Source organism: Yoonia maricola (genome assembly GCF_002797915.1).
GTDB lineage: Bacteria > Pseudomonadota > Alphaproteobacteria > Rhodobacterales > Rhodobacteraceae > Yoonia > Yoonia maricola.
This window is the reverse complement of the sequence record NZ_PGTY01000002.1, coordinates 78,384-89,834: the sequence shown is the minus strand read 5'-3', so window position 1 is coordinate 89,834 and position 11,451 is coordinate 78,384. Positions and strand designations below refer to the sequence as shown.

General features: G+C 55.4%; 10 protein-coding genes. 7 read left to right on the top strand and 3 right to left on the bottom strand.

Features of this window, described 5'->3' with window-relative positions; genetic code table 11:
• Positions 1-24 precede the first annotated feature (24 nt).
• Positions 25-1,575, top strand: coding sequence for an ABC transporter substrate-binding protein (locus BC777_RS10625; RefSeq protein ID WP_100368171.1), 1,551 nt, complete (start codon positions 25-27; stop codon positions 1,573-1,575).
• Between the two features lie 52 nt (positions 1,576-1,627).
• On the opposite strand, the gene BC777_RS10620 is transcribed toward BC777_RS10625, so the two are convergent.
• Complete coding sequence (locus BC777_RS10620) at positions 1,628-2,563, bottom strand: glycosyltransferase family 92 protein (RefSeq protein WP_168769140.1); 936 nt, start codon at positions 2,561-2,563, stop codon at positions 1,628-1,630.
• A gap of 224 nt (positions 2,564-2,787) precedes the next feature.
• Between BC777_RS10620 and rimP the strand changes: the two genes are divergently transcribed.
• The 6 genes from rimP (at position 2,788) to BC777_RS10590 (ending at position 9,841) form a co-directional block, all read left to right on the top strand.
• A complete protein-coding gene (gene rimP / locus BC777_RS10615) occupies positions 2,788-3,363 on the top strand; it encodes a ribosome maturation factor RimP (RefSeq protein WP_100368816.1) in 576 nt (191 codons plus the stop codon).
• On the top strand, positions 3,363-4,979 hold the full coding sequence (gene nusA / locus BC777_RS10610; RefSeq protein ID WP_100368169.1) for a transcription termination factor NusA: 1,617 nt from the start codon (positions 3,363-3,365) through the stop codon (positions 4,977-4,979). The genes rimP and nusA overlap by 1 nt, the downstream gene beginning before the upstream one ends.
• Before the next feature lie 25 nt (positions 4,980-5,004).
• Complete coding sequence (locus tag BC777_RS10605) at positions 5,005-5,637, top strand: RNA-binding protein (protein WP_100368168.1); 633 nt, start codon at positions 5,005-5,007, stop codon at positions 5,635-5,637.
• Entirely contained in the window at positions 5,634-8,114 is a 2,481-nt protein-coding gene (gene infB, locus BC777_RS10600; RefSeq protein WP_100368167.1) for a translation initiation factor IF-2, read from the top strand. The genes BC777_RS10605 and infB overlap by 4 nt, the downstream gene beginning before the upstream one ends.
• Positions 8,115-8,570: 456 nt before the next feature.
• Positions 8,571-9,077 (top strand): RNA polymerase sigma factor, encoded by a 507-nt coding sequence (locus tag BC777_RS10595; protein ID WP_100368166.1) that lies wholly within the window; start codon positions 8,571-8,573, stop codon positions 9,075-9,077.
• Positions 9,074-9,841 carry an anti-sigma factor family protein gene (locus BC777_RS10590; RefSeq protein ID WP_100368165.1) on the top strand — a complete coding sequence of 256 codons (768 nt, stop codon included), beginning with the start codon at positions 9,074-9,076 and terminating at the stop codon, positions 9,839-9,841. Before BC777_RS10595 ends, BC777_RS10590 begins: the two co-directional genes overlap by 4 nt.
• Here the strand turns inward: BC777_RS10590 and mutT are convergent.
• Positions 9,838-10,236: an 8-oxo-dGTP diphosphatase MutT gene (gene mutT / locus BC777_RS10585; protein ID WP_100368164.1), complete on the bottom strand. Its 399-nt coding sequence runs from the start codon at positions 10,234-10,236 to the stop codon at positions 9,838-9,840. The genes BC777_RS10590 and mutT overlap by 4 nt on opposite strands.
• A complete protein-coding gene (gene argJ / locus BC777_RS10580; RefSeq protein WP_100368163.1) occupies positions 10,233-11,447 on the bottom strand; it encodes a bifunctional glutamate N-acetyltransferase/amino-acid acetyltransferase ArgJ in 1,215 nt (404 codons plus the stop codon). The genes mutT and argJ overlap by 4 nt, the downstream gene beginning before the upstream one ends.
• Positions 11,448-11,451 lie beyond the last annotated feature (4 nt).

The following is an 11,451-nucleotide window of genomic DNA, read 5'->3' as shown; positions in this document are numbered from 1 at the left end:
CCAACAATGAGGGAGAACGGAAATATGCACGGAATTAGTAGACGCGGTCTATTACAAACAGGTGTTGCGGCAGGCGTCTTGGGCCTGTCCGGCATGCCGCTGCGCGCGCAAACACGTGGCGGTAAGCTGACAGCGGGCCTGTCGGGTGCCAACACATCAGATAGCTGGGACGGGCGGACGCATTCCGACTTGTTCATGATCGCATCGGCGCACGGAACGGTCTTTGATTGCTTGACCGAGGTTGCCGCTGACGGTTCGCTCAAGGGTGAACTGGCTGAAAGCTGGGAAGCGTCAGCAGATGCCAAGACCTGGATGTTCAACCTGCGTCAGGGTGTGACTTTCCACAATGGCAAGTCCTTTGGTGCTGATGATGTAATCGAATCTCTTCAGATGCATGTCGCGGAAGGCGCGAAATCTGCAGCGCAGCCTATTGTTGCTGCGATCTCTGAAATGACGAAAGTCACTGATCACCAGGTCCAGTTCACGCTGGCGAACGGAAATGCTGATTTCCCTTATTTGATGTCGGACTATCATATTCTGATGTTCCCTGCGGGTCAGATTGAGGAGGCGATTGCCAACGGAATCGGCACAGGGCTTTATCAGGTCCAGTCTTTCGATCCCGGCGTGCGCATGGTCGCGACACGTTATGCGGATCACTATAAGGGCGACAGTGCCGGCTTCTTTGATGAGATCGAGTATATCGCCATCAACGACAACACCGCCCGCATGAACGCACTGATGACCGGGCAGGTGGATGCGATCAACCGGATCGACTTCAAAACCGAGGCCTTGCTGCGCGCCAACCCGGCACTGCGCATTCAGGAAGTGACGGGGAACCAGCACTACAGCTTCCCAATGCTGACGGACACATCGCCTTACGATGATGTCAACGTACGCAAGGCGCTGAAGTATGGCATCAACCGTCAGGAAATGGTCGACAAGATCCTTCTGGGCCATGGTCAGGTCGCGAACGATACGCCGATCGGCCCGGCAAACCAGTACTATGCTGCCGATATGGAACAGCTTGAGTATGATCCAGATCAGGCAAAGTTCTACTTGCAGCAAGCGGGTCTGGACAGCCTGAACATCGACTTGTCGGCTTCCAATGCAGCGTTTGAAGGTGCGGTTGATGCAGCCCAGCTGTTCCAATCCTCTGCGGCGTCTGGTGGTATCAACATCAACGTGGTGCAGGAACCTGCCGATGGCTACTGGTCCAACGTTTGGCTGAAAAAGCCATTCTGCGCTTGCTATTGGTCGGGTCGTGCAACCGAGGATTGGATGTTCTCTACCTCTTACGAAGCTGGTGTTCCATGGAACGACAGCCAGTGGGACGAGAAAGATAGCGCCCGCTTCCAGGAACTGCTGATCACGGCACGTGCTGAACTGGATAGCGAGATACGCCGTCAGCAGTATGGCGAAATGCAGCAGATCCTGCGCGACGAAGGTGGCGTGTTGATCCCAATGTTTGCCAACTACGTGCAGGCTGTGAACAACAGAATCTCATCACCGGATATGGTGGGTAACCTTTGGCAGATGGATAACGCACGCATGGCAGAGCGTTGGTCTGTGGCATAAGCCAAGCCTGAACGAAATCAAAACGCCCTGCCGAAAGGCGGGGCGTTTTTCGTTATGGATATTCAAACCCAATGCGGTCGCAAAAATCCAGAATCCCACGATCCTCGACCGTATCGCGCTCAATTTCACTCAGACGCCGGGTTAGCATGTCCGCCCTGTCAGATCGCTTTTTGAAGGCTGCGGTGAAGGTTGAGTCCCCGATAGATCCTTTGTCGGTTTTCTCAGACAACTGGGCGTCTGATTTGACGTAATAGTGGTTCAGTTGAAGCATCGCGTCTTGATGAAATTCGGGGCTGCGATGTTGACCGAACTGAAACGTCTGTCCATTTGAATTCCAGATGGTTTGATTTCCGTTCGTCTCAAACCCATGCACATAGGTTTTGGTCACTTTTGAGGGGTTCACGAGGCATTTGAAGTTCAGCACGCCTTTTACCGTGGTATCGAACGGATCGCGGTAGCGATGTGTGTAATTTGGCAGCACCTGTTCCGGTGTTGTCGCAAAACCCTGTCTGCCGAACATTTGCCACGGCAAGAGGATGTTATCGACATGCGGTAGGGCATCCAGCAACTCTGCAAGGCTATTTGCCTGGGTCGGGAACAGAAATTCGTCGATGTCGATAAACCCCATCCACCGAAAATCCTGCCGAAAATTGCCGATAGCATGGGCAAAAGCCAAACCTTGATTGTGAATGGCGCGTTGAAGGGCAGCATCCTGAATACGCTGACCCCAAGGGATGATCATCAGGGCATCCTGACCGACAGCATTGATGGCATTTTCAATCGTCGTATCCGTGCTGCCATCATCATAAAGGATGAACCTGTCGACACCCGCTGCCTTGTGAAACCGCAACCATTCGGCAATTGACGCCGCTTCATTCTTGACGATCACCGCGAGCGCTAGCCCATGCTTTGGCGCCGCCACCTTTGAGGGCTGAACGTAAAACTGTACGGCCTCGTGTTTCTTTGAGTTGCTTTTGAACAACCGCACTGTCTTGCTCCTTATGGTGCATTGGGTTTCGTATAGGCCGTTCGACTGTCGTGGTGCAATCCATGCAGATCGTTGCGGTCTGACACATGCGGCTTGCAATCCGTGCAATCCGTCCGTATATCCTTCGTAACAGCGGCATCTGGCTTCCACCCCCAGACACCACCGAAATCACCAACGGGCCGCGCGCCCGTTTTTTTGTGCCGAATGATAAGTCGGAAACCATGATGAACGATCTGATCGCCAAAGCGGCCATTGACCGCCGCATCGCCGAAATCATTACCCCTGTCGTTGAAGACATGGGGTTCGAAGTTGTGCGCGTTCGCTTGATGTCAGGCAAGGAAACGATCTTGCAAGTGATGGTGCAGCGTCCTGATGGCCAGATCGAGGTTGATGAATGTGGGCAAATTTCAACGGCGCTAAGTGCGACGCTTGATGTCGAAGACCCTATTCTGGACGTTTATAACCTTGAGGTGTCTAGCCCCGGCATCGACCGTCCGCTGACGCGGATGAAAGATTTTGATCAATGGGAAGGCTTTGAGGCCAAGATCGAAACCGATGAGCTGATTGATGGCCGCCGCCGCTTTAAGGGTGCGCTGGCGGGAACCGAGGGTGATGAGGTGTTGATCACGATCACTGAAGGCACCATCGGTTTGAAATTTGAATGGCTGTCAGACGCCAAATTGGTCCTGACAGATGAGTTGATCCGCGACGTACTGCGTGGACGAAAAGATGCGGGTCAGATCGATGAGACCCAGTTTGATGAAATCGAAACGATCATAGACGGTGAGGAGAACACCTGATGGCATACACATCAGCCAACCAGCTGGAATTGCTGCAAACAGCCGAGGCCGTGGCCCGCGAAAAGAACATCGAGCCCGGGCTTGTTGTCGAAGCGATGGAAGAATCGCTCGCCCGTGCGGCGAAGTCCCGCTACGGCGCGGAAATGGACATTCGCGTCGCCATCGACCGCAAGACCGGTAAGGCGACTTTTACCCGCGTGCGCACCGTGGTCGAGGACGAAGAGCTTGAGAATTATCAGGCTGAGTTCACCGTCGAGCAGGCCAAAGAGTATATGGAAAGCCCCGAAGTGGGTCAGCAGTTCATCGAAGAAGTGCCACCGGTTGAATTAGGCCGGATCGCCGCACAATCCGCCAAGCAGGTTATCCTGCAAAAGGTTCGCGAAGCCGAGCGTGACAAGCAGTACGAAGAATTCAAGGACCGCGCCGGTACGATCATCAACGCGCTGGTCAAGCGCGAAGAGTATGGCAATGTCATCGTCGATGTGGGCGCTGGCGAAGCTGTTCTGCGCCGCAATGAAAAGATCGGTCGCGAAGCCTATCGCCCGAACGATCGTATCCGTTGCTACATCAAGGAAGTGCGCCGCGAACAGCGTGGCCCGCAGATTTTCCTAAGCCGTACCGCGCCAGAGTTCATGGCCGAACTGTTCAAGATGGAAGTGCCAGAAATCTATGAAGGCATCATTGAGATCAAGGCGGTTGCCCGTGACCCCGGTTCGCGCGCGAAGATTGCCGTCATCTCTTACGACGGTTCCATCGACCCTGTCGGCGCCTGCGTTGGTATGCGTGGTTCGCGCGTGCAGGCGGTTGTGAATGAACTACAGGGCGAAAAGATCGACATCATTCCTTGGAATGAAGATATGCCGACCTTCCTTGTGAACGCGTTGCAGCCAGCCGAAGTGTCCAAAGTTGTTCTGGACGAAGAAGCCGGCAAAATCGAAGTTGTCGTTCCGGAGGAACAACTGTCGCTGGCTATTGGCCGTCGTGGTCAGAACGTGCGCTTGGCATCGCAACTGACGGGCCTCGACATTGACATCATGACCGAGGAAGAAGAGAGCAAGCGTCGTCAGGCTGAATTCGAACTGCGCACGAAATTGTTCATGGATACTCTTGATCTGGACGAATTCTTTGCCCAACTACTAGTATCAGAAGGGTTCACGAACCTTGAAGAGGTCGCCTACGTTGAAGTCGACGAATTGCTGGTGATCGAAGGCGTTGACGAAGATACTGCCAGCGAATTGCAGGCCCGCGCCCGTGACTACCTCGAAGCGCAAGCTAAGAAAGCCATGGAAGCGGCCCGTGCGTTGGGTGTCGAAGACAGCCTTGCGAACTTTGAAGGTCTGACACCTGCGATGCTAGAGGCGTTGGGCAAAGACGGCGTGAAAACGCTGGAAGACTTTGCAACCTGCGCTGACTGGGAACTGGCTGGTGGCTGGACCACAGTTGATGGCGAGCGTGTGAAAGACGACGGTGTATTGGAGCCGTTCGAGATTTCGCTCGAAGAAGCGCAGGACATGGTCATGACGGCCCGCGTGATGCTGGGCTGGGTTGACCCGGATGAGCTTGCCGCCGAAGCAGCGGTCGCTGAAGAAGCGGAAGCTGCGGAGGAGGAGGCCTGATTTCCGGCCTCTGAGGGTTTCGTAGATGGCGCGTGGTGGCCATAACAAAGATCGGGGCGATGCGGAACGTAAGTGCATCGTCACTGGCGAAGTGCAGCCAAAGGCTGGACTGATCCGCTTTGTTGTGGGGCCGGATAATCAGGTTGTGCCTGATGTTCTGGGCAAGCTGCCGGGCCGGGGCATGTATGTGACGGCGGACCGCAAAGCGCTTGAAGAGGCGAAAAAAGGCCAGTTTTCACGCGCGGCCAAGCAAGCGGTGACCGTGCCGGATGGTCTGGTGGATGAAGTTGAACGTCAACTTGCCCGCCGCACCGTTGATCTGATCGCACTGACCCGGAAATCGGGCCGCGCGGTCTGCGGATTTGAGAAGGTAAAGGGCTGGCTTGCCGGTGGTGAGCGGGTTCGCGTCTTGGTTCAGGCCTCTGATGGGTCTGAACGGGGCAAAACAAAACTATGGACGCCCGAAGGGGCCCGATATTTCGGTTGTTTGACCGCAGCGGAATTGGGTTTGGCATTTGGACGGCAAACTGTGATACATGGCGCGCTAGCCACTGGCAGACTCAGCGATCGTGTTGTAGAGGAAGCCACAAAGCTACGCGGGCTACGCGAAGGGAACGACAGCGATACGGCTGTCGGGAAGGATAAAGAAGCTAAATGAGCGATAACGACGGTAAAAAGACACTCGGCCTTGGTGGTTCACGTCCCAGCAACGTGAAGCAAAGCTTTAGCCATGGGCGGACCAAGAACGTCGTGGTGGAAACCAAACGTAAACGCGTTGTGGTGCCCAAGCCCGGTGCGGCCAAGCCAACCGGTGGCAGTGGCCCCGTAGGTGGTGATCCTTCCAAGCGGCCTGCGGGCATTTCGGATGTGGAACTTGAGCGCCGGATGAAGGCACTCAAGCTCGCGAAAGCACGCGAGGTGGAAGAAGCCGCGAAGCGCGATGCAGAAGAAAAGGCACGCGCCGCTGAACGCGATGCGCGTCGTGCTGAGATCGAGGCGAAAGAAGCCGAAGACAAAGCCCGCGAAGAGCGTGCAAAGGCGAAAGCCGAGGAAGAAGAGCGCAAAAAGGCCGAAGCAGCTAAGGCTGCTGCTGTTGCTGCTGCGCCACCTGCTGCGGCAGCTGTTCCAGGCGAGACAGAGATTTCACGCCCCACGGCGGCACCTCGCAAAACGGACCGCCCTGCGGAAAACCGTGACAACAAGACCAAGGCAAAGCCTGGTCGTGGCAATGATGGCCGCCGCTCTGGTAAGCTAACAGTCAACGACGCCATGGCAGGCCGCGACGGTGGCCGCCAGCGTTCGATGGCCGCCATGAAGCGCAAGCAGGACCGCGCCCGCGCGAAAGCAATGGGCGTATCGGCTGAACGTGAAAAGGTATTCCGCGAAGTGGCGCTGCCAGAGGCGATTACCGTTTCTGAACTTGCCAACCGGATGACCGAACGTGTGGCAGACGTTGTGAAGGCGTTGATGACCAACGGCATCATGGCGACCCAGAACCAGACAATCGATGCTGATACTGCGGAATTGATTATCGAAGAGTTCGGCCACACTGTTGTGCGTGTGTCTGATGCCGATGTCGAAGATGTGCTGACAGCGATTGAAGATAAGCCGGAAGACCTGCAAGGTCGCCCACCGATCATCACGATCATGGGTCATGTTGACCACGGTAAAACGTCGCTACTTGACGCGATCCGCAACGCAAAGGTTGTGGCTGGCGAAGCAGGCGGGATCACACAGCATATCGGTGCCTATCAGGTGACAACCGACAGCGGTGCTGTTCTGTCGTTCCTTGATACTCCGGGCCACGCAGCGTTTACGTCGATGCGTTCCCGTGGTGCGCAAGTCACTGATATTGTTGTGCTTGTTGTTGCTGCTGATGATGCGGTCATGCCGCAAACCATCGAGGCGATTAATCACGCGAAAGCGGCGGAAGTGCCGATGATCGTTGCGATCAACAAGATCGATAAGCCAGAAGCGAACGCAGATAAGGTCCGTACCGATCTGCTGCAACATGAGGTCATCGTTGAGAAGATGTCCGGTGATGTGCAGGACGTTGAGGTCTCGGCCATCTCGGGTCAAGGTCTGGATGAACTGCTTGAGGCGATTGCGCTGCAAGCGGAAATTCTGGAACTGAAAGCCAACCCTGATCGTGCTGCCGAAGGTGCCGTCATCGAAGCACAGCTTGACGTGGGTCGTGGCCCTGTTGCCACTGTTCTGGTTCAGAACGGCACATTGCGCCAAGGCGATATCTTCGTTGTGGGTGAGCAGTACGGTAAGGTCCGTGCGCTGATCAACGACAAGGGCGAACGCGTCGAAGAAGCTGGCCCTGCGGTCCCTGTTGAGGTTCTTGGCCTGAACGGGACACCAGAAGCAGGCGACGTTCTGAACGTTGTTGAAACTGATGCGCAGGCACGTGAGATCGCAGAATACCGTGAAAAGGCCGCGAAAGAAAAACGTGCGGCTGCCGGTGCTGCGACAACCCTCGAACAGCTTATGGCGAATGCCAAGGCCGACGAGAATGTTAGCGAATTGCCAATTCTGGTGAAAGCCGATGTACAGGGTTCTGCGGAAGCCATCGTTCAGGCGATGGAGAAAATCGGCAACGATGAGGTACGCGTGCGCGTCCTACACTCTGGCGTGGGTGCGATCACGGAAACGGATATTGGCCTTGCCGAGGCATCAGGTGCCCCTGTGTTCGGCTTCAACGTGCGTGCGAATACATCCGCGCGGAACACAGCCAACCAGAAAGGTGTCGAGATCCGCTATTACTCGGTCATCTATGATCTTGTGGATGATGTGAAAGCGGCGGCCTCTGGTCTGCTCTCTGCTGAAATCCGCGAAAAGTTCATCGGTTACGCCAAAATCCAGGAGGTCTTTAAGGTCTCTAACGTGGGTAAAGTGGCTGGTTGTCTGGTTACCGAAGGTGTGGCGCGTCGTTCTGCAGGTGTGCGCCTGCTGCGCGACAACGTGGTGATCCACGAAGGTACGTTGAAAACGCTCAAGCGCTTCAAGGACGAGGTGCCAGAGGTACAATCCGGTCAGGAATGTGGCATGGCGTTTGAAAATTACGAAGATATCCGTCCTGATGACGTGATTGAAATTTTCGAGCGTGAAGAGGTCGAGCGTAACCTTTGATCTCCGGGCTTGTTAGTTATGGAAAGGGCGGCGCTGCGGTGTCGCCCTCTTCGTTTCTGAGCGGTAAAACTTCATATTTGACCTGACTGACGTGGCGTCATTTCCGTTAGATACACCAAAATTCTGCCCAAAAAATTCATATCTGTTAGAATAATTTCGCGACCTACCGCGTAAGCTGTGCATCAATGGCGTGATGGTCGTTTGTACTGTTGCAATAGAGATACAGCTAAAAGTGACTCTTATTGTTGCTTTTCCGTTGTATGTCCTATTTCAAGCGTGTGAAATTGCGTGTGATTTGGTGGGTGAAACACAGTGAACAGCGTTCTTTCAGTCTTTCCAGAAAATAACCCCGAATGGGGTTTTTGTGATGGGAAAATCTATCGAAAGTCACTGTTAAATCTGTCGATCATCAGACATATTGTCGCTGTTCACACAATGATGATTAATGCGATAGCAATGACCTCAAATCAGTTCAAATCCGAAATGATTGCGCTACTGCCGCGCCTGCGTCGTTTTGCGCTGAGCCTTACACGTTCGGGTCCGGATGCAGATGACCTGTTGCAAGACGCCTGTACGACAGCACTCCAGAAGTGGCAGCAGTATGACCCGGCCCAGCCTTTTGACCGCTGGATGTTCCGTGTCGTACGCAATCTTTGGGTTAGCGAAACCCGAAAGCGCAAGGTGCGCCAAGGTGCCGGTCAAGTTGATGCTGAGGTCGCACCCGAATTGCTGGCCGCAGGCAGCGCTGATGAGGTTCTTGAGGCCAAGCAGGTGCGGGGCAAAGTTGCTGACCTTGATCAGCAGCTTGCGCAGCCCTTGATGCTGGTTTGTGCCGAAGGGTATAGCTACCGCGAAGCGTCTGACCTTTTGGGTATCCCGATTGGAACCGTCATGAGCCGCATTCATCGTGCCCGAAAACAGCTCATGACTGGTTTGGCAATGGAGGAACATCGCGCGCCATGACCGATTTGTCCACCCAACTCAGTGCCTATCTGGATGGTGAGCTGGACCCTGCAATAGCGCAGGCGGTTGAAGAGCGGCTGGCAAAAGATCCTACGGCACAGGCAGAGCTTGATGCGCTGGTTGCGGCTGATGCATTGGCGCAAGAGCAGTTTGAGGCAGAGTTGGACGCCCCTGTTCCATTCGCCTTGGCGCAACTGATCAAATCCACGCCTATGCCGGAAGCTGAGGTTCCGAAGTCTCGTCCGATCTGGGGCGCTTTGGCGGCGAGCCTTATTGTCTTTGCCATCGGTGGTTTTGGTGGCTATGCCCTTCGTGGTGAAAACCCGCCGGTCCAAACGGCTGGGTGGTTGGCAGATATCGCCGACTATCATGCGATCTACGCCAGTCAGGTACGCCACTTGGTCGAAGTGGGTGCTGACGAATCCGATCACATCGAAACATGGCTGGGTAGTACTGTTGGGGCCACCTTTACCATCCCTGAACTGACAGAGTTTGGCCTGACCTTTGAAGGTGGCCGTCTGGTGGTTGCCAACGGCAAACCAGTGGCCCAGCTGATGTACCGGGATGCGGATGGCGTGGTGGTCGCCTTGTGTTTGCAGCGCACCAGTAAGACGCCGCCAGAAACACCGACGTTCAATGAACAGTCGATTAATGGTTTTGACTTTGTGTCATGGACTGCGGGTGAGGCGGATTATGTTGTCATCGGTCCGGAAAACCAGCCAAACCTGAATGAGATCGCCGCGGCGGCGGCTTTGGATATCTAAAGCCAGTCCCGCAAGATCGGGATCAGCGGGATATCTGCTGCGGGCATCGGATAATCCCGCAACTCATTCGCCCGCACCCATTTCAACGCTTGGCTTTCGCGTGATTGTGGCGTGCCCTCCCACTTGCGGCAGGCAAACAGCGGCATCAGCAGGTGAAAATCAGCGTAGCTGTGGCTGGCAAATGTCAGGGGGGCAAGGCAGGACGCCCAAGTGTCGATCCCCAACTCTTCCTGCAACTCGCGGATCAAGGCGACCTCTGGCGTTTCGCCATCCTCGACTTTGCCGCCGGGAAATTCCCACAGCCCTGCCATTGATTTGCCTTCCGGGCGTTGCGCCAAAAGGATGCGCCCGTCAGCGTCGATCAACGCGACCGCTGAAACCAAGACCGTCTTCATGACCGATAATCTGCGTTGATTGTGATGTAGCCATGGGTCAGATCGCAGGTCCAGACCGTGCTTTCGCCGCTTCCAATTCCCAGATCAACACCCAGTGTCAGTTCCGCATTCTTCATATAGATGCTTGCCGCCTCTTCCGAATAGTCGGGCGCGCGCCATCCGTTCTCTGCTACGGTGATATCACCAAACCGAATGCTCAGCCGGTCACGATCCGCCGCCGCCCCGGATTTTCCAACGGCCATGACGACGCGCCCCCAGTTGGCGTCTTCCCCGGCAATCGCCGTTTTCACGAGGGGAGAGTTGGCGATAGCCATGGCCACTTTGCGCGCGTCGGTGTCGCTTTGCGCGCCGGTGACCTGAACCTCAACAAATTTTGTTGCCCCTTCGCCATCGCGTACAACCTGATGGGCCAGATCACGCATGACGTTATGCAAAGCATCGTCGAAGGCTACGTTCCCGGTCACATCCACACCGGATGCCCCGGTTGCGGCAACCAAAAGCGTGTCAGAGGTCGATGTGTCGCTATCAACAGTGATGCAGTTGAACGTCTTGGTGTTCAGTTTAGACAGAACATTTTGCAGGTCATCCTGTGCAATCTGCGCATCCGTAAAGATGAAAACCAACATGGTCGCCATATCGGGCGCAATCATGCCAGAGCCTTTGGCGATGCCAGCAATCTTGACGGTTTGACCGTTAATGCTGACCTCTGCCGATGCCCCCTTGGCAAAAGTATCGGTTGTCATGATGGCCTCTGCCGCATCCGCGATGGCAGCGGGTGCCTGATCGGCGTGCAATGTGGCAATCTTGCTGGTGATCCTGTCATGTGGCAGCGGCTCACCAATCACGCCGGTGGATGCGGTAAAGACCCGTGATTGCGGCACGCCTGTCGTGGTCTCAACCGCCGCAGTGAGCGCCGCGACACTGCCATCCCCATTTTTGCCGGTAAATGCGTTGGCGTTGCCTGCGTTCACAAGGATTGCTGCTGGCGCGTTGCTGTCACCGCTCAGTTTGTGTTGGCAGTCTAATACAGGTGCCGCACGCGTTGCTGACCGCGTAAAGACACCGGCGATTGATGTGCCGGCCGTCAATACCGCGAGCATCACATCCTTGCGGCCTTCATATTTCACACCCGCAGCGGTGGCTGCGAATGTGGCCCCGCCAATTTCCGGCAATTGTGGAAATCCGGCGGGGGCCAGTGGTGACACAGGCACGGCT

Bases quoted from the DNA above. Each gene is read 5' to 3' on its own strand.
- BC777_RS10625 (WP_100368171.1), top strand. From the start codon at position 25: ATGCACGGAATTAGTAGACGCGGTCTATTACAAACAGGTGTTGCGGCA.
- rimP (WP_100368816.1), top strand. From the start codon at position 2,788: ATGAACGATCTGATCGCCAAAGCGGCCATTGACCGCCGCATCGCCGAA.
- nusA (WP_100368169.1), top strand. From the start codon at position 3,363: ATGGCATACACATCAGCCAACCAGCTGGAATTGCTGCAAACAGCCGAG.
- BC777_RS10605 (WP_100368168.1), top strand. From the start codon at position 5,005: ATGGCGCGTGGTGGCCATAACAAAGATCGGGGCGATGCGGAACGTAAG.
- infB (WP_100368167.1), top strand. From the start codon at position 5,634: ATGAGCGATAACGACGGTAAAAAGACACTCGGCCTTGGTGGTTCACGT.
- BC777_RS10595 (WP_100368166.1), top strand. From the start codon at position 8,571: ATGACCTCAAATCAGTTCAAATCCGAAATGATTGCGCTACTGCCGCGC.
- BC777_RS10590 (WP_100368165.1), top strand. From the start codon at position 9,074: ATGACCGATTTGTCCACCCAACTCAGTGCCTATCTGGATGGTGAGCTG.
- mutT (WP_100368164.1), bottom strand. From the start codon at position 10,236: ATGAAGACGGTCTTGGTTTCAGCGGTCGCGTTGATCGACGCTGACGGG.